Origin of the sequence: Brenneria goodwinii (genome assembly GCF_002291445.1) — a bacterium.
In the GTDB taxonomy this organism is placed as follows: domain Bacteria; phylum Pseudomonadota; class Gammaproteobacteria; order Enterobacterales; family Enterobacteriaceae; genus Brenneria; species Brenneria goodwinii.
The window spans coordinates 3,454,452-3,471,862 of the sequence record NZ_CP014137.1 but is presented as its reverse complement, the minus strand read 5'-3'; the positions used below and the strand labels follow the sequence as shown (position 1 = coordinate 3,471,862).

Below are 17,411 nucleotides of genomic sequence, written 5' to 3'. Positions count from 1 at the left end.
CCCCGCCGTTGGTGGGGGTTTGGTTGAAATAATCTAATTTTGCTGCATTTTTCGCATTACTTTAACTAATGAATATGTCGAGTTTCATTTACGGTCAATAACTCATAAATCCATTTTTCATATCAATAATTTCATTGTTTACCCAAAATACATGCGTTTTGTACTGATAATTTTTTATTTAATAGATTATCTGTCTATTTGCAATGATTTTATCGTGCAGGTGTCGAGGCCTTTTCCATATAGTTTATCTTATGCCTGTGGGGATAGTTTAACCGGCGTTTCGGTGGTAAGTTCATTATCAAGATATCGTTTGCGTGGTGGTTGCTATTCGCCCGAGCGCAGTGCTCCGAACAGAGGGAAAAGATGGCTAAGCAGACTCCGTTGTATCAACAGCACCTGACCGACGGTGCCAAAATGGTTGATTTTCACGGCTGGATGATGCCGCTGCATTACGGCTCACAGCTTGATGAGCATCACATCGTACGTCGTGATGCCGGTATGTTTGATGTGTCTCATATGACCATCGTGGATTTACACGGCGCCAGAACCCGTGAGTTCCTGCGCTATCTGCTGGCGAACGACGTCGCCAAGCTCACTCAGCCCGGCAAGGCGCTCTATACCGGCATGCTGAACGCGTCCGGCGGCGTTATCGACGATCTGATCGTGTATTTCATGACGGAAGACTACTTCCGCCTGGTGGTGAACTCGGCGACCCGTGAAAAGGATTTAGCCTGGATCACCCAGCATGCCGAGCCTTTTATGGTCGATGTCCGTGAGCGTGACGATCTGGCGTTAGTCGCCGTTCAGGGGCCGCAGGCGCAGGAGAAGGTACAGCGCCTGCTCAATGATTCCCAGCGGGCGAAAATTGCGGGTATGAAGCCGTTTTTCGGCGTTCAGGCCGACGATTTTTTCATCGCGACCACGGGTTATACTGGCGAAGCCGGCTATGAGATCGCGCTGCCGAAGGAGCAGGTCGTTTCACTGTGGCAACAGCTTCTGTCTGTCGGGGTCAAGCCGTGCGGATTAGGCGCGCGCGACACGCTGCGGCTGGAAGCCGGAATGAATCTCTACGGGCAGGATATGGATGAAGGCATTTCGCCGTTGGCCGCCAATATGGGCTGGACGATAGCCTGGCAACCAGAAGATCGCCAGTTTATCGGTCGTGAAGCGCTGGAGCGTCAGCGTGAAAAAGGCACCGAGCAGTTAGTCGGTTTGGTGATGACCGAAAAAGGCGTGTTGCGTAATGATTTACCCGTGCGCTTTACTGATAGTGACGGGGTGATGCGGGAAGGCGTAATTACCAGCGGATCTTTCTCGCCCACGCTTGGCGTGAGCGTTGCGCTGGCGCGCGTCCCGGCCGGGATCGGCGAACAGGCGATTGTCCAGATCCGTAATCGCGAACTCCCGGTGCATGTCACCAAGCCGGGTTTTGTCCGTGCCGGAAAACCTATTGTTCAATATTAACGCTATTCGGATTTCAACCGCAGCCAGTCGTGCTGCGACTTGCAAATTCAAGGATATGCAGTCCAGTTTTAACCGTTTTGTGAAGGAAGGAGAGGGTGGCAATGAGCGATGTACCAGCAGAATTAAAATATACCGCTTCGCACGAGTGGGTGCTATCTGAAGGGGAAGGCGTCTATCTCGTCGGTATTACCGAACACGCGCAGGAGTTATTGGGCGATATGGTGTTTATCGATTTGCCGGAAGTCGGCACTGTCGTTTCCGCCGGTGATGACTGCGCCGTGGCCGAGTCGGTCAAGGCCGCGTCTGATATTTATGCGCCCATCAGCGGCGAAATCATCGAAGTCAACGAAGAGTTGGAAAACTCGCCGGAATTGGTTAACAGCGGGCCCTATAGCGATGGCTGGCTGTTCCGTATCAGATCGTCCGACGAGTCCGACTTAAACGAACTGCTTGATGCCGAGGGATATCAGGCCGCTCTGGAAGAAGACGAATAGTGACCGCGCCCCGGACTCTACTGAGCCGGGGCGTTTTATTTTGTTCCCTCGCTCTGGGTTATCCCGCCGGGTGTGACGCAGAGAATGTTTGATGCAGGAAATTTTCGTAATGACCCAGACTCTCAGTCAACTTGAACATAACAGCGCTTTTGTTGAACGCCATATTGGTTCTTCCGCCAGCCAGCAACAGCAGATGCTGGCTGCGGTCGGCGCGGATTCGCTCGATGCGTTAATCCGGCAGATTGTACCTGCCGATATCCAGTTACCCAGCCCGCCCGCGGTCGGCGATGCGGCGACGGAACATCAGGCGCTGGCTGAGCTGAAAGCGATTGCCGGCCAGAATCAGCGCTATAAAAGTTATATCGGCATGGGCTATAGCGCCGTGCTGATGCCGCCGGTGATTTTACGCAACGTGCTGGAAAATCCGGGATGGTACACCGCCTATACGCCATATCAGCCGGAAGTTTCACAGGGGCGTCTGGAGGCATTGCTGAATTTTCAACAGGTGACTCAGGATCTGACCGGTCTGGAGCTGGCTTCCGCCTCGTTGCTGGATGAAGCGACGGCGGCCGCGGAAGCGATGGCGATGGCGAAACGCATCAGCAAACTCAAACAGGCCAACCGTTTCTTTGTTGCAGAGGATGTCCACCCGCAAACGCTGGATGTGGTGCGTACCCGCGCCGAAACCTTGGGGTTTGAGGTGGTGGTCGGTAAAGCGGAAGCGGCGCTGACTGACGGCGCCGTGTTCGGCGTATTGCTGCAACAGGCCGGCACGACCGGTGAATTGCACGATTACGGCAGCCTGATGGCGGAACTGAAAAAACGCAAGGTTGTCAGCTGCGTCAGCGCCGATATCATGGCGCTGGTGCTGTTGACCGCCCCCGGTAAACAAGGGGCGGATATCGTCTTCGGGTCCGCTCAGCGCTTTGGCGTGCCGATGGGATACGGCGGCCCGCACGCGGCATTTTTCGCCTGCAGCGATGAATACAAACGCGCCATGCCGGGGCGGATTATCGGCGTTTCCGTCGATGCCGCGGGCAACACCGCGTTACGCATGGCGATGCAGACTCGCGAGCAGCACATCCGCCGTGAAAAAGCGAATTCAAACATCTGTACTTCCCAGGTGCTGTTGGCCAATATCGCCGGCATGTATGCGGTCTTTCATGGCCCTGAAGGATTGAAGCGCATTGCCGGGCGTATCCATCGCCTTACGGACATTCTGGCGCTTGGACTGCGCCAGAGCGGGCTGACGCTGCGCCATCAGACCTGGTTTGATACGTTGACCGTCGAGGTGGATGACAAAGCCGCCGTCGTGAGCCGGGCGCTGAGCTTCGGCGTCAACCTGCGCTGCGATCTTGACGGCGCAGTCGGCATTACGCTGGATGAAGCCACGACGCGGGAAGACGTATCGACGCTATTCGCCATATTGCTGGGCTACTCGCACGGTCTGGATATCGACACGCTGGATGAAGCGGTCAGCCGGCAGGAAACATCGATTCCCGCGGCTTTACTGCGTGATGACGCCATCCTGTCCCATCCGGTGTTTAATCGCTATCACAGCGAAACCGAGATGATGCGCTACCTGCACCGTCTGGAGTGTAAGGATCTGGCGCTGAACCAGGCGATGATCCCGCTGGGCTCCTGTACCATGAAGCTCAATGCCGTTGCCGAGATGCTGCCGATTACCTGGCCGGAATTCGCGGAACTGCATCCGTTTTGTCCGCCGGAGCAGGCGCTCGGCTATCGCAAGATGATCGAACAGTTGGCGGGGTGGCTGGTGCAACTGACGGGATATGACGCGGTGTGCATGCAGCCTAACTCCGGCGCGCAGGGCGAATACGCCGGGCTGTTGGCGATCCGCCGTTACCATCAGAGCCGTAACGAATCCGCCCGTGATATCTGCCTGATCCCCAGTTCAGCGCACGGCACCAATCCGGCGTCGGCGCATATGGCCGGGATGAACGTGGTGGTGGTGGCCTGCGATAAGCAGGGCAATATCGATCTTAACGATCTGCGTGACAAGGCGCAGTCAGCGGGCGAGAAACTGGCCTGCATCATGGTGACCTATCCCTCCACCCACGGGGTGTATGAAGAAACCATCCGTGAAGTGTGTCAGATCGTGCATCAGTTTGGCGGTCAGGTGTACCTGGACGGCGCCAATATGAATGCGCAGGTCGGCATTACGTCGCCGGGCTATATCGGCGCGGACGTTTCGCACCTCAACCTGCATAAAACCTTCTGTATCCCTCACGGCGGCGGCGGTCCGGGCATGGGGCCGATCGGCGTGAAAGCGCATCTGGCGCCGTTTGTCCCGGGGCACAAAGTGGTGAAAATGGATGGCGTGTTGACCGAACAAGGGGCGGTGTCCGCCGCGCCGTTCGGCAGCGCCTCTATTCTGCCGATCAGTTGGATGTATATCCGCATGATGGGCGCCGAAGGGCTGAAGCAGGCGAGCCAGATGGCGATCCTCAACGCCAACTACATCGCTACGCGGCTGCAGTCGTCTTATCCGGTGCTGTATACCGGACGGGACGGACGCGTAGCGCATGAATGTATTCTGGATCTCCGTCCGCTGAAAGAAAGCAGCGGTATCAGCGAAATGGATATCGCCAAACGTTTGATTGACTACGGTTTCCATGCGCCGACCATGTCATTCCCGGTTGCCGGCACGTTGATGGTCGAACCAACGGAATCGGAAAGTCAGGTTGAGCTGGACCGCTTTATTGATGCGATGCTGGCGATCCGTATGGAGATTGACCGCGTGGTTAACGGCGAATGGCCGCTGGAAGATAACCCGTTGGTGAATGCGCCTCATATTCAGACTGAACTGACCGCAGACTGGCCGCATCCCTACAGTCGCGATCTGGCGGTATTCCCGGCCGGCAGTGAAAACAAATACTGGCCTACGGTAAAACGTCTGGATGATGTCTACGGCGACCGCAATCTGTTCTGTTCCTGCGTGCCGATGGCGGATTACGAGTAAGCCGATCCGTTATCGCTGAGCAATCAGCCCGCCGATTGTCGGGCGGGCTGATAATTACCGCTGTAAGGCCTTTTCCTCTCTTCTTTTCCCACCTGATTGCAATAAAGGGTTGTGTCCTTTTTCAATACCACGGCAAATTGGTTATGTAACTAATTATTTGCATTGCAAATATTTCATTGAAAATAAACTGTCACTTAACTGCCGCGTCCCTGACATAAAGCGCCTTTATGGTTATTCCTTTGTGTTTAACCTCCGTGACTGATGCGTTATGCGTGCAAAATATTTTCCTTATCTGGTGCTGTTGCCAACGCTGATTTTTCTGTTTGCCTTTACCTATTTCCCGCTGATTCGATCGGTTATCGACAGCCTCTATGACACCCGGATGAATGCCGAACAGCCGCAGTTCGTTGGACTGGGCAACATTATGCGTTTGTTTCAGGATCAGGTGTTCTGGCGGGCGTTGTGGAATAACGTGCTGTATATCCTGATGACGGTCGTTCCCGGCGTATTGCTGGCTTTGGCGCTGGCGGTGCTGCTATGGGAAAACACGCGGATTAACCGTTGGCTGCGTACCGCCTTTTTCTTTCCGATGATTGTGCCGCTGGTCAGCGCGGCGACGCTGTGGCTGTTTATTTTTATGCCGGGGTTGGGATTGCTGGACTACTATCTGGCGAAAATGCTCGGCCCGATGAACAACAACTATCTTGGTATGAGCGATACGGCGCTGATTGCGGTCAGCATTATCGGCGTCTGGAAATTTGCCGGTTACTACATGCTGTTTTTCCTGGCCGGTTTGCAGTCTATTTCAACGTCGGCGCGTGAAGCCGCCATTATGGAAGGGGCGTCGAAGCGTCAGGTTTTTTTTCATGTCACCCTGCCGTTACTACGCCCGACCCTCGCTTTCGTGGTGACTATCGCCTTCATTTACGCCATCACCCAAATCGACCACGTCGCCGTGATGACTCGCGGCGGCCCAAACAATGCGACTACGGTTCTGCTTTATTACATTCAGGATCTGGCGAACGACACCCACGATCTTGGCAAGGCCTCCGCCGCCACCTTTATTACGCTGTTGCTGCTGTTTGCGTTCTCGATCCTGAATCTGAAAGTGTTGGAAAAGGGAGCGCATTATGAGCGTTGAACGCCTGAATCCGCTGCGTGTGACCACCCGCCTGACGCTGCCGCTATTGCTGATTTGCGCCGCGCTGTTATGGATTAGTCCATTTTTGTGGATGCTGTCGGCCTCCGTCAGCAGCAGCAGTTTCGGCGTCGACATGGCGTCGATATTTCCCCGCCTGCCGCTGACGCTGGATAACTTTCGCGAGGCGTGGAGCAGCGCCGACTGGCCGTTGCTTTATCGTAATACGCTGGTTTTTTCGCTGGGCACCTTTCTGGTTCAGTTGGTCACCATCACCACGGCGGGCTACATCTTCGCCTACCACCAGTTTCGCGGCAAAAGCCTGCTGTTCTACCTGCTGCTGATCCAACTGATGATCATGCCGGTGGTCATGATGGTGCCGAACATGATGACGCTGAAACAGCTGGGGCTGCTCAATACCCTGACCGGGGTAATGATGCCGTATTGCGCCTCGGCGTTCGGCGTGTTTCTGATGCGTCAGGCGTTCCTCAATATCTCCAAAGAAATTGAAGAGGCCGCGCTGATGGAAGGCTGCCGCTGGTGGCAGGTGGTGTTCCACGTGCTGATCCCCATGACCTGGCCGTCCATTCTGGCTTTTGCCACCGTCAGTATCACCTACCACTGGAATGAGTATCTCTGGCCGCTGATGGTGCTCAACGACCCTGACAAACAGGTGCTGACCATCGGTCTGGTGTCGTTTGCCATGGGGGCGGAGTCCGGCGGCCAGTGGGGATTGATTTGCGCCGGAACGCTGCTGGTGTGCTTGCCGCTGATGGTGGCGTTTGTCCTGTTTCAAAAGCAGTTTCTGAGCAGTTTTGGTTTTTCAGGTATCAAGTAGGAGAGACAGCTATGCTGCTGGCACAGATTTCCGATCTGCACTTTCACCGTGACGGTCGTAAGTTGTATGAATTCGTTGATGTTAATAGTCGGAACGCCGAGGTTATCAATAAACTTAACACGCTGGCGGAACGGCCGGATGCCGTGGTGATAAGCGGCGATATCGTCGACGGCGGGCGTGAACAGGAGTATCAGGTAGCGCGCAATGTTTTGCAGATGCTGAACTACCCGATGTATATCATCCCCGGCAATCATGACGATAAACGGAAATTCCTGCAGGCTATGCGTCCGCTGTGTCCGTTGCTGGGCGATGATGCGGAAAACATGCGTTATGCGGTGGATGATTTCCCGATACGGTTGCTGTTCATCGATACCAGCCTGACTGGCGAGTCAAAAGGCTGGCTGACGCCGGCGACGATCGCCTGGCTGGAACAACAGCTTATCGACCATCCGGCCCGCGAAACGGCCGTCTTCATGCATCACCCGCCTTTGCTGCTGGGATCGGCGCAGATGGATCCCATCGCCTGTGAAAACGGGCAGGAGTTGTTGCGGCTGATTGACCGCCATCCTCAACTGACCCGCGTTTTCTGCGGTCATAACCATCGTCTGATCGTCACGCAATACCGTCAGGCCATTATCGCCACCGTGCCGGGTACGGTACACCAGGTTCCCTATTCCTATATCGACGGTACGCCTTATTACAATCTTGAGCCGGCTGCCGTGGTGATGCACCGCTATGTGCCGGTTACCGGGTTAGTCAGCTACTGTCAGTCGCTGGCGCCGTTTGCCGGCCCTTACCTCTACGATACCAGTGCCAGCAGTCCGGTGGATAAGTCATGTCTGTAATTCAGTTACGCAATATCAGTAAGCAATTTGAGCAAACCCAGGCGCTGAAATCGCTGTCGCTGGAGATTGCCGCCGGCGAGTTTCTGGTGCTGGTCGGCCCGTCGGGCTGCGGCAAAAGTACCTTGTTGCGCATGTTGGCCGGACTGGAGGACGTCAGCGAGGGGCAAATTCTGCTCGATAAGGAAGAGATTACGACATGGAGTCCGAAGCAGCGTAATTTTGCGATGATTTTCCAGAACTACGCGCTATTCCCGCACCTGACGGTGGAGCAGAACATTACTTTCGGTATGCGAATGCGCGGCGAACCGAAAGCGGAATACCCACAGCGCGTGCAGCGGGTTGCCAGCCTGCTGCAGCTTGAACCGCTGCTGTCGCGTAAGCCGGGCAAGCTCTCCGGCGGCCAGCGCCAGCGGGTGGCGATGGCGCGCGCCATTGTCCGTAATCCCCGTCTGTTTCTGATGGATGAGCCGTTGTCGAATCTGGACGCCAGGCTGCGCAGCGAAGTGCGGGACGGGATTATGGCGCTGCATCGGCAGTTGAAAACCACCACGGTGTATGTCACGCACGATCAAATTGAAGCCATGACCATGGCCGATCGGATCGCGGTGCTGGATCACGGCGAGCTACAGCAGATAGGCACGCCCGAACAGCTCTACGCCCATCCGGCCAATGTGTTTGTGGCGGGGTTTATCGGCACGCCGTCGATGAACATGATCTCGCTGCCTTGCGCGTCGGGCCAGGTCGACCTGTCGGGGCAGCCTGTCACACTGCCGGAAAACGAGGAAACCCATGCGTTAACGGACGTGATATTGGGTATTAGGCCAGAGCATATTACCGAACACCCCGTCAGCGGCGATCGTCTTGCGCTGCCGGCAAGGGTAATGCAACGGGAGTTGTTTGGCGCCGAATACCTGATTCAGGTGGATACCCCGCTAGGCGTTCTCCGTTATCGGCGAGCTAACCGGGAAGGGGTGCCGGAGATTGGCGCGGCGTTGACGCTAAGTTTTTCACCACTGGATTGCCATTGGTTTTCCGGGCGAACCACTCATAATTTATCCCAGGAGAAAATAAATGCGTAAATACCACGTCGCCGCTTTGGCTGTCGCGCTCTTGAGCGCGGGTCAGGCGTTAGCCAAACAGAATATCGACTTCATGTTTCCCGCGCCGGTGGACGGTAAGCTGACGATGGAAATGAAGCGGATCATCAACGATTACAACGCCTCGCAGGATCAGGTCGCGGTGCGCGGCATTTTTACCGGCAACTATGACACCACCAAGGTAAAGGCTGAGGCGGCCGCGAAAGCGGGGGATCCGCCGGCGCTGGTGATCATGTCGGCTAACTTTACCGCCGATCTGGTGATTAAGGATCAGATCCTGCCAATGGATGAACTGTTTAAATATGGCGATGAGAAGGCGACGCCATTCCTGATGAAAAACTTCTGGCCCGCGCTGCACCAGAACGCTCAGGTGATGGGGGTGACCTACGCCATCCCGTTCCATAACTCCACGCCGATCCTGTATTACAACGAGGATATGCTGAAGCAGGCCGGGATCAATGAACCGCCGAAAACCTGGGCCGAGGTGGTCAGCGTGGCGAAGAAACTGACCGATCCGGCGAAAGGACAATGGGGAATTATGATCCCGTCGACCAACGACGACTACGGCGGCTGGATGCTGTCTGCTCTGACGCGCGCCAACGGCGGCGCTTATTATAATGCGGACTATCCGGGCGAAGTGTATTACAACACCGCATCAACCAAAGGGACGTTGCAGTTTTGGCGCGATCTGGTGTATCGCGACAAAGTCATGCCGGCCGGCGTGCTTAATTCCAAACAGATCAGCGCCGCTTTCTTTTCCGGTAAGCTGGGCATGGCGATGCTGAGCACGGGAGCATTGGGCTTTATGCGTGAAAACACCAAAGATTTCACGCTGGGCGTGGCGATGATGCCGGAAAAAGTGCGCCGCGGCGTAACGATCGGCGGCGCCAGTCTGGTGAGTTTTAAAGGGATTTCAGAGGATCAGAAAAAGGCCGCCTGGCAGTTTATGAATTATCTGGTCAGCCCTGAAGTGAGTGGAAGCTGGAGCCGTTTCACCGGTTATTTCGCCCCGCGAATGGCCGCTTACGATCTGCCGGAAATGAAAGATTATCTGGCGAAAGATCCGCGGGCCGAGATTGCGCTCTCGCAGTTGCAATACGCACATCCGTGGTATGCAACCTACGAAACCGTGGCGGTGCGTAAGGCGATGGAAAATCAGCTGGCGGCGTTGTTGAACGATCCCGCGATGAGCGTGGATAAAGCGGTAATCGCCGCCCAACAGGAAGCGGACGGCATTATGAAGCCCTATGTGGAGCGGACGGCGCTGAGTTTACCGAAGTAAAGGCTCTCACGTAGCAGTGATTATTTATTCCGGCGTCGTGCGGGTTTACCGAACGATTCTCTTACCGCAACCACCCCTTGGCTTGGGCTTCTTCCAGATGCTGTTTCAGGTGTCGCCACAGTTCGGGGTTGATGCCGGCGATAAATTCGGCGCGGCCTAAGACCTGATCCAGCCGGATGCCGTTTTCCACCCAGCTTTGGCCCTGATTATGCAAATTCATGAGTACCGGCATGATGCGGTCGATCATCAGGGCGAATTGGGCGGTGGCGGTTTCGCCCGCTTCGTATTCCAGCCACAGCTGATGAAAATGTTGACGCTGCGGCTCAGGTAATAAGCCAAACAGGCGGGCGGCGGCGGCCACTTCCTGGGCGTGGACGGCGGCGCGGGCGGGCAGGTCGTAAACAATGACATCCCCGGCATCGATTTCCACGATATCGTGCACCAGCGCCATTTGAATCACGCGGTTGATATCGACGTCTTTCCCGGCGTAAGGCGCCAGACTCATGGCGGCGACGGCAAAATGCCAGCTATGTTCGGCGGAGTCTTCGTGGCGGGGGCTGCCGATAATTTTTGAGCGGCGCTGAACGCTTTTTAATTTATCAATTTCCATCAGAAAACCGACTACGTCGGTCAGCGAACCGAAATCAAGAGCGGATGGAGCTAACGACATTGGAACAACCTCTTTCAATTGACGCCGGAAAAGTGGTTAAACGCGCAGAGCCTGCGTATGCGACGTTGCAAATGGCCGCGTAATCGAAGCCTGATAACCTCTTGGCAATACCGGAAAGCACTTCAATATGAGCGCACTTTAAAAGCCGATAATTGTAGGGGATGTCGCGGCAGATTTATACGCATGATTGCGTTTGATGACAAAGTCATAGTTGTTCAACACCTTATCTGCGGTAGTAGCGGGGCGCTCCTGCTAAAACCGCAGGCGGTCATTGGCTGATTCCCGCCTGCGCGGGAATGACGCAGGGTATAGCACGGTGAATAAAAGCGTCTTGACCGCTGATGCTTAGCACAGTATCTGCGAATACTACCCTGTTATATCCTGCGCAGCTGCACGCCCGTCATCCCCGCGTCCGTAGGCGGGGATCTGCTTGTGCTGGCGGCGCGGAGTCCATGATAAGAGATTCCCGCCTGCGCAGGCAGGGCGCCTTGGAAGGTTTCTTTTTCAATAGTCTGATGGTTTTTGTCAATCCTGAAATAACAGGGGAAAATTATTTTTAGCTTACACGTGTATACTGAAACTATTCTCAGTTAAGCTGTCCAAAGATTGTTCCCCGGATAGATGACGACACGTCCGCCGCGCTTGACAGGGACGGCGATTGTGCCGGTGGAATAGGAGCTAATGAGGTAAACGATGGCGAAAAATTTATGGGAATCGGGTTATTCGCTGGCGGAAGAGATCGCCAACAGCATTAGCCATGGCATCGGCCTGGTTTTCGGTATTGTCGGTCTGGTTTTACTGTTGGTGCAGGCGGTTAACCAAGGGGCCGATGGAGTGGCTATCACCAGCTACAGCCTTTACGGCGGCAGCATTATCCTCTTGTTTCTGGCTTCAACGTTGTACCACGCGATTCCTTCGCCGCGGGCCAAGCCCTGGCTGAAGAAGTTCGATCACTGCGCGATTTATGTGTTGATCGCCGGGACTTATACGCCTTTTCTGCTCGTCGGTCTGAACTCACCGCTGGCTAACGGGCTGATGGTGGTTATCTGGAGTATGGCGCTGGTGGGCGTTATCTTTAAACTGGCGTTTGCCCACCGCTTTGAAGTGCTGTCGCTCATTACCTATCTGGCGATGGGCTGGCTATCGTTAGTGGTGATTTATCAGCTGGCGATGACGTTGTCTATCGGCGGCGTTACGCTGTTGGCGGTCGGCGGCGCCATTTATACGTTGGGCGTGATCTTCTATGCTTGTAACCGCATCCCATACAACCACGCCATCTGGCATGGTTTTGTGCTGGGGGGCAGCGTCTGCCATTTTCTGGCTATTTATCTTTACGTATAGCGTGGGAGTAAAGATGCCTGCAAGCGCAGGCATCATTAGCGGCGCTTAATCGGTTATTGCATAAGGCAGCGGCTGGATCGCCAGGTTGCCGTCGGCATCCTCCCGTACGCGCAGGGTACTGTCACCCTCTAGATCGTTGTTCAGCACCGCCTGTACCCAGACGCTTTGATCATGCAATCGGCAGGCCGCCAGCACGGTGCCGGTGCGGCGCCAGTTATCGCCCAGCCGCAATTCCAGATCGTCCCCCGCTTCGGGAACCCGGCCCGTCTGACCGGCTAGCCAGTAGAGCGCTCGTTTATTGGCTCCCCGGTACTTGGCGCGGGCCACCATCTCCTGACCGGCGTAGCACCCTTTATTGAAGCAGATCCCATTTAATGCCTGCAAATTAGCTGCTTGCGGTATGAACTGCGCACTGTTTCCGCTGTCAATGATTGGCAGGCCGGATTCAATATTCAGAGCCAGCCATTGGCGGCTATCATTTAGCTCGCTTTTGCCGGCAAGCTGTTCCAGCAACATGGCGCACCGCTGCGGGGGCAACACCAACAGGAAACGCTCCGCGGGGTGTGAAAAGTGCAGCAGGGTGGCGTCCTCGTCCTGGATAACCGGATGTTCGGCAGTGGGCAGGCGGCTGAAAACAGATTGAAGTTGTTCGCGAACATGTGCGCCGGCGGCGCCCAGCAGAACGGCATCATCATCTGCCGCGATCGTCGTTTTAGAGAACACCGCGTATTTTTTCAGCTCGTTGAGTTGGATGTCACGGATGCTTCGGCGTTCGATGAAAGCGAATCCTTCTCCGCGCTGGAATAAACGCAGGTCGCTCCACATTTTTCCCTTGGCGTCGCAGTGCGCGCAGAGTACATGTTGATCGGCAGGGAGGGCGGCGACATCGATAGTGACTTGCCCCTGAAGATATTTGACGGTGTCGGGGCCGGTTAATGTAACCAGCGCCCAGTCATCAAGCGAGATCAGTGTGGTGGGTAAGTCGGCTGAGGCAAACAGTGGTTGTGAAGCAAAAGAGGGTTGATTAGCCATAATACGATCCTACGCTGCTATGCTGTAAGCGAATGACCTAATGGTAAAAGAGCGGTAGGGGTTTGCAAGCGGTTATTGTGCTGGAGGGGGATTAAGCCCTTGATACAATCGTCGTCAATACATCAGTAAAATATGTCAAAATGTTACTATTGGTTGAACATTCGCAACGGGAATCGGGTTACACTGAATAAGTATGATCGATAATAAGGTGGTTTTAAGTATGGAAATCGATAATAAATCACGGATTCATTGGGCATGCCGGCGCGGTATGCGTGAACTGGATATTTCTATCATGCCCTTTTTTGAGCATGACTATGATGCGTTAAGCGATGATGATAAACGCGTGTTTGTCCGTCTGTTGCAGTGCGACGATCCAGACTTGTTTAACTGGTTGATGAATCACGGGCAACCGCAAGACCAGGATCTGAAACGTATGATCTCCCTCATCCAGACGCGAAATAAAGACCGTGGCCCAGTGGCAATGTGATCTGCGCGTTTCCTGGCGCATGCAGCTTTTTTCGCTGGTTGTGCACGGGTTATTGGTGTTATTGATACTGCTGGCTCCCTGGCCGGACAGTTATACCGTGTTGTGGCTGGGGCTGGTGACGCTGGTGGTGTTCGGTTTTATCCGTAGTCAGCGAAACATCAAATCCCGACAGGGCGAAATTTTATTACATAGCGCAACACAGCTGCGCTGGCAGAAACAGGAATGGCTGATCGTCAAACGTCCCTGGATGTTGAAGAATGGCGTTTTGCTATCGCTGACAGCGATGGATGGCAAAGGTCGACAGCGCCTGTGGCTGGCGTCGGACAGCATGGGGGATGACGAATGGCGTCATTTGCGCCAACTGCTGTTGCAGCATAAAAGCTGGGCCAGGTGATGAAGAAAGGCTGGCAATGCGCCTTTGGCTCTGAGGCGGACGGCTCTTCCTCCCGTAACGCGTTAATCTATTAACGTCCTTTTCACTCCCTGCCGTTAATCCGTTTGACCTGCCTTTTGCCGAACGCCGCGCTTTACGCCGCTGGCGCTACATAAAAATAGCCGCAATGATTTACGAAGGCTGGCGCAGCAGGTATCTTACGCGTCGTTCAACAAGAGAGAAGCTGATGACAACGCCCGCTGATAAACATGCTGTGCAAAAAAACGTGCTGCACCCGCGTAATCGCCATCGTGGTCGATATGATTTTACCGCGCTAAAGCAAATCCACCCGGACCTGATTCCTTTTGTGAAGGTGAATGCCTACGGCGACGAATCGGTTGATTTTGCCGATCCGCTGGCCGTTAAGGTACTGAATCAGGCGCTGCTGCACCATTTTTACCAGATTGAGCACTGGGTGATTCCAGACGGTTTCCTCTGTCCGCCGGTGCCCGGCCGGGCGGATTACGTTCATCATCTGGCCGATCTGCTGGCGGAGGACAATCAATCCGTGGTGCCTCGTGATGCCTCGATGCTGGATGTCGGCTGCGGCGCCAACTGTATTTATCCGCTGATTGGTCATCGTGAATATGGCTGGCGTTTTACCGGCAGTGAAATCAATCCGCAGGCGATGCAGGCGGCCAACGCCACGATCGAGGCGAACCCCGGTTTGAATCGGGCCATTCGTTTACGCCGTCAGAAAAACGGGAAAGTCATCCTTACCGGTATCATCCACAAGAATGAAATCTTTGATGCGGTGCTCTGCAACCCGCCGTTCCATGCTTCCGCCGCCGAGGCGCGTCAGGGCTCGCAGCGTAAGCTGCATAATCTTGGCCTGGATAAAAATTCTCCGCTGAACTTCGGCGGCCAGCAGGATGAGCTGTGGTGCGACGGCGGCGAAAAAGCATTTATTAGCCAGATGATTAGCGAGAGCGCCAATTTTGCCCGCCAATGTTTGTGGTTTACGTCATTGGTGTCGCGGAAAGAGAATCTGCCGGATATCTATCGGGCGCTGGAAAACGTCGGGGCGGTGAAAGTTCGCACCATCAATATGGCGCAGGGGCAGAAACAGAGCCGTTTTGTCGCCTGGAGCTTTTTTGATACGCCGGCTCGCGCAAGATGGTGGCTACAGAAGAAGCGCTGAGTCTTCCCGCCGTTTGTACCGGCGAGGGCCGCTTATCCGGCGGCCCGGGGTGTTGGCGCGGAAATATGATGGCGTATGCGCCATGGGCGGGCGCTTACAGCAGCGCTTGCATTTCCTGCAAAATCTGTCCGCACCACTGTTCAATACGGTCGTCGCTAAGATCGTACTGATTGACCTCATCCAGCGCCAGCCCGACAAAGTGTTTGCCGTCGGCCGCCAGCGGTTTCGGGCTGGTAAACTCGTAGCCTTCGGTCGGCCAATAGCCGATAAATTTCACGCCCAGCGGCAGCAGTTGGTCGTGCAGCATCCCCAGCGCATCAAGGAACCACTCGCCGTATCCCAACTGATCGCCCATGCCATACAGCGCCACAATTTTGCCTTTCAGATCCAAGGTGGGCAGTTGTTGCCAGATGCTCTCCCAGTCTTCCTGAATTTCGCCGAAATCCCAGGTTGGAATACCCAAAATCAGTATTTCGTACTCTTCCATCCGTTGTGGATCGACATCCTTGACGTTGTGCAGATCGACCAGATCTTCACCCAGAATATCGCGGATTTTTTCTGCCGCCATTTCGGTGTAGCAGGTGCTTGAACCGTAAAATAGACCTATTTTCATATGCAATAGAGAAGTCGCGTTAGATCAATGTAAGTGATGGTGTCGTAAGCTGATATCACACCGGGTGTGACGGCTTTGAACGCAGAGGGTTAGCCTAACCGAATCTGTTACGCCAGTATATTGGAAATAGCAGGCAGAGGAAGGAAAACGGCAGTGAAGGCCGAAGCCTTCACTGCACGGTACTGACTTAGCCAAGAGACTGATGACGGGTTTCTTTACTCAACAACAATGCGATGAGCGTCAGCGACGCCATGGCCGCCAGATAGATTCCCACATAGAACAGACCGTAAGTCACCGTCAGCCAGGTGGCGATGTACGGCGCGACCGATGCCCCCAGAATGGATGACACGTTATAAGAGAACGATGCCCCGGTATAACGGACTTCCGTCGGGAACAGTTCCGGCAGCAGCGCGCCCATCGGGCCGAAGGTCAGTCCCATCATGCCCATGCCGCAAATCAGGAAGGCCATTACGATGGCCGGGTTGCCGGAACCGAGCATGGACGGGAACACCATGGCGAATACCAGCATCAGGCAGGTGACGACAATCATGGTTCTGCGCCGTCCGAAGATATCAGCCAGATAGCCCGCCAGCGGGATAATAATGGCGAAAGCAATAACGGCGATCATCAGCATCCACAGGAACGTATTGCGGGAGAAGCCCAGCCCTCTCGGCGCGGGCGTGGTGCCGTACGTCATCGAGTAGACGGTCATGATGTAGAACAGCGTATAGGTCGCCAGCATGATGAAGGTCCCCAAAATGGTGACTTTCATATGTTTGCTGAACAGGGTGCCGATTGGCACGCGTACCTGCTTGCCGGCTTTGGCCGCCTTGGCGAATACCGGGGTTTCGTGCAGGGATACGCGCACATACAGGCCGATTAACACCAGTACGGCGGAGAAAATGAACGGTACGCGCCAGCCCCACTGCATGAATTGCTCGTCGGTCAGCAACCAGGAGAGCAGCAGAAAGGTGCCGTTGGCAAAGAAGAAGCCGATCGGCGCGCCAAGCTGAGGGAATGAACCGTACAACGCGCGTTTGTGTGCCGGCGCGTTTTCAGTGGCCAACAGCGCCGCGCCGCCCCATTCGCCGCCCAATCCCAAACCTTGACCGAAACGAGCCAGCGCCAGCAGCATCGGCGCGAAGATGCCAATGGTCTCATAGCTGGGCAATAGGCCGATTACCACCGTGGAAATACCCATGGTCAGCAAGGATGCCACCAGCGTAACTTTACGGCCGACGCGGTCGCCGAAATGTCCGAATAGCGCTGAACCGATTGGGCGCGCGATGAAGGCGATGGCAAAGGTGGCTAACGACTGTAGCGTCGCCGCCGCCGGATCGCCCTGCGGGAAGAAAATGTGGGGAAATACCAGCACGGCGGCAGTGGCATAAATATAAAAATCAAAAAATTCAATAGCGGTTCCCACTAGAGAGGCAATAATAACTTTACTTCTGGAATTTACCGGTGGCGAGTCCGCCTCTACGTCGATAGTGGGAGTGATGGTAGCTTGCATGGTGATTCAACTTTTTTAACAACACGAACGACTATTCTAT

Annotated in this window: 16 protein-coding genes; 12 read left to right on the top strand and 4 right to left on the bottom strand. The window is 54.9% G+C overall.

The features are described from left to right. The first annotated feature begins 363 nt into the window (after positions 1-363). The 8 genes from gcvT (at position 364) to ACN28R_RS15340 (ending at position 10,141) form a co-directional block, all read left to right on the top strand. Entirely contained in the window at positions 364-1,464 is a 1,101-nt protein-coding gene (gcvT, locus tag ACN28R_RS15375; RefSeq protein WP_048636230.1) for a glycine cleavage system aminomethyltransferase GcvT, read from the top strand. A 101-nt stretch (positions 1,465-1,565) separates the two neighbouring features. After that, positions 1,566-1,958 (top strand): glycine cleavage system protein GcvH, encoded by a 393-nt coding sequence (gcvH, locus tag ACN28R_RS15370; RefSeq protein WP_048636229.1) that lies wholly within the window; start codon positions 1,566-1,568, stop codon positions 1,956-1,958. Positions 1,959-2,067: 109 nt separating this feature from the next. Then, positions 2,068-4,941 carry an aminomethyl-transferring glycine dehydrogenase gene (gene gcvP, locus ACN28R_RS15365; RefSeq protein WP_095834864.1) on the top strand — a complete coding sequence of 958 codons (2,874 nt, stop codon included), beginning with the start codon at positions 2,068-2,070 and terminating at the stop codon, positions 4,939-4,941. 268 nt (positions 4,942-5,209) lie between these two features. Further along, complete coding sequence (locus ACN28R_RS15360; RefSeq protein ID WP_048636227.1) at positions 5,210-6,082, top strand: carbohydrate ABC transporter permease; 873 nt, start codon at positions 5,210-5,212, stop codon at positions 6,080-6,082. Further along, a complete protein-coding gene (locus tag ACN28R_RS15355) occupies positions 6,072-6,917 on the top strand; it encodes a carbohydrate ABC transporter permease (protein ID WP_048636226.1) in 846 nt (281 codons plus the stop codon). The genes ACN28R_RS15360 and ACN28R_RS15355 overlap by 11 nt, the downstream gene beginning before the upstream one ends. Before the next feature lie 11 nt (positions 6,918-6,928). Next, the gene (locus tag ACN28R_RS15350; RefSeq protein WP_095834863.1) at positions 6,929-7,762 is read left to right on the top strand and encodes a phosphodiesterase; all 834 of its coding nucleotides are present in this window, start codon (positions 6,929-6,931) and stop codon (positions 7,760-7,762) included. After that, positions 7,753-8,841: an ABC transporter ATP-binding protein gene (locus ACN28R_RS15345; protein WP_095834862.1), complete on the top strand. Its 1,089-nt coding sequence runs from the start codon at positions 7,753-7,755 to the stop codon at positions 8,839-8,841. Before ACN28R_RS15350 ends, ACN28R_RS15345 begins: the two co-directional genes overlap by 10 nt. Continuing rightward, entirely contained in the window at positions 8,834-10,141 is a 1,308-nt protein-coding gene (locus ACN28R_RS15340) for an ABC transporter substrate-binding protein (RefSeq protein ID WP_095834861.1), read from the top strand. Before ACN28R_RS15345 ends, ACN28R_RS15340 begins: the two co-directional genes overlap by 8 nt. A 61-nt stretch (positions 10,142-10,202) precedes the next feature. Here the strand turns inward: ACN28R_RS15340 and ACN28R_RS15335 are convergent, their stop codons facing one another. Beyond that, positions 10,203-10,811, bottom strand: coding sequence for an HD domain-containing protein (locus ACN28R_RS15335; protein WP_095834860.1), 609 nt, complete (start codon positions 10,809-10,811; stop codon positions 10,203-10,205). Positions 10,812-11,504: 693 nt separating this feature from the next. Here ACN28R_RS15335 and trhA point away from each other — a divergent pair. Continuing rightward, on the top strand, positions 11,505-12,152 hold the full coding sequence (trhA, locus tag ACN28R_RS15330) for a PAQR family membrane homeostasis protein TrhA (RefSeq protein WP_048636221.1): 648 nt from the start codon (positions 11,505-11,507) through the stop codon (positions 12,150-12,152). Positions 12,153-12,197: 45 nt separating this feature from the next. Here trhA and ygfZ read toward each other — a convergent pair whose 3' ends face one another. Then, on the bottom strand, positions 12,198-13,184 hold the full coding sequence (gene ygfZ, locus ACN28R_RS15325) for a tRNA-modifying protein YgfZ (RefSeq protein ID WP_095834859.1): 987 nt from the start codon (positions 13,182-13,184) through the stop codon (positions 12,198-12,200). Between the two features lie 220 nt (positions 13,185-13,404). Here ygfZ and sdhE point away from each other — a divergent pair, with 220 nt between their 5' ends. From sdhE to rlmF, 3 genes are all read left to right on the top strand, one after another. After that, the gene (sdhE, locus tag ACN28R_RS15320; RefSeq protein ID WP_048639667.1) at positions 13,405-13,671 is read left to right on the top strand and encodes an FAD assembly factor SdhE; all 267 of its coding nucleotides are present in this window, start codon (positions 13,405-13,407) and stop codon (positions 13,669-13,671) included. Next, on the top strand, positions 13,652-14,065 hold the full coding sequence (locus ACN28R_RS15315) for a protein YgfX (RefSeq protein WP_048636219.1): 414 nt from the start codon (positions 13,652-13,654) through the stop codon (positions 14,063-14,065). The genes sdhE and ACN28R_RS15315 overlap by 20 nt, the downstream gene beginning before the upstream one ends. Positions 14,066-14,291: 226 nt before the next feature. Then, positions 14,292-15,245 (top strand): 23S rRNA (adenine(1618)-N(6))-methyltransferase RlmF, encoded by a 954-nt coding sequence (gene rlmF / locus ACN28R_RS15310; protein WP_095834858.1) that lies wholly within the window; start codon positions 14,292-14,294, stop codon positions 15,243-15,245. A 94-nt stretch (positions 15,246-15,339) separates the two neighbouring features. Here the strand turns inward: rlmF and fldB are convergent, their stop codons facing one another. Next, positions 15,340-15,858, bottom strand: coding sequence for a flavodoxin FldB (gene fldB, locus ACN28R_RS15305; RefSeq protein WP_048636217.1), 519 nt, complete (start codon positions 15,856-15,858; stop codon positions 15,340-15,342). 187 nt (positions 15,859-16,045) lie between these two features. After that, on the bottom strand, positions 16,046-17,371 hold the full coding sequence (locus ACN28R_RS15300; protein ID WP_048636216.1) for an MFS transporter: 1,326 nt from the start codon (positions 17,369-17,371) through the stop codon (positions 16,046-16,048). Positions 17,372-17,411: the final 40 nt, after the last annotated feature.

What these genes read in the sequence shown, in the direction of transcription:
- ygfZ (WP_095834859.1), bottom strand. Translation starts at nt 13,184, where the DNA reads ATGGCTAATCAACCCTCTTTTGCTTCACAACCACTGTTTGCCTCAGCC.
- ACN28R_RS15345 (WP_095834862.1), top strand. Translation starts at nt 7,753, where the DNA reads ATGTCTGTAATTCAGTTACGCAATATCAGTAAGCAATTTGAGCAAACC.
- gcvH (WP_048636229.1), top strand. Translation starts at nt 1,566, where the DNA reads ATGAGCGATGTACCAGCAGAATTAAAATATACCGCTTCGCACGAGTGG.
- gcvT (WP_048636230.1), top strand. Translation starts at nt 364, where the DNA reads ATGGCTAAGCAGACTCCGTTGTATCAACAGCACCTGACCGACGGTGCC.
- ACN28R_RS15340 (WP_095834861.1), top strand. Translation starts at nt 8,834, where the DNA reads ATGCGTAAATACCACGTCGCCGCTTTGGCTGTCGCGCTCTTGAGCGCG.
- ACN28R_RS15350 (WP_095834863.1), top strand. Translation starts at nt 6,929, where the DNA reads ATGCTGCTGGCACAGATTTCCGATCTGCACTTTCACCGTGACGGTCGT.
- sdhE (WP_048639667.1), top strand. Translation starts at nt 13,405, where the DNA reads ATGGAAATCGATAATAAATCACGGATTCATTGGGCATGCCGGCGCGGT.
- trhA (WP_048636221.1), top strand. Translation starts at nt 11,505, where the DNA reads ATGGCGAAAAATTTATGGGAATCGGGTTATTCGCTGGCGGAAGAGATC.
- ACN28R_RS15300 (WP_048636216.1), bottom strand. Translation starts at nt 17,371, where the DNA reads ATGCAAGCTACCATCACTCCCACTATCGACGTAGAGGCGGACTCGCCA.
- ACN28R_RS15335 (WP_095834860.1), bottom strand. Translation starts at nt 10,811, where the DNA reads ATGTCGTTAGCTCCATCCGCTCTTGATTTCGGTTCGCTGACCGACGTA.
- gcvP (WP_095834864.1), top strand. Translation starts at nt 2,068, where the DNA reads ATGACCCAGACTCTCAGTCAACTTGAACATAACAGCGCTTTTGTTGAA.
- rlmF (WP_095834858.1), top strand. Translation starts at nt 14,292, where the DNA reads ATGACAACGCCCGCTGATAAACATGCTGTGCAAAAAAACGTGCTGCAC.
- ACN28R_RS15355 (WP_048636226.1), top strand. Translation starts at nt 6,072, where the DNA reads ATGAGCGTTGAACGCCTGAATCCGCTGCGTGTGACCACCCGCCTGACG.
- ACN28R_RS15360 (WP_048636227.1), top strand. Translation starts at nt 5,210, where the DNA reads ATGCGTGCAAAATATTTTCCTTATCTGGTGCTGTTGCCAACGCTGATT.
- fldB (WP_048636217.1), bottom strand. Translation starts at nt 15,858, where the DNA reads ATGAAAATAGGTCTATTTTACGGTTCAAGCACCTGCTACACCGAAATG.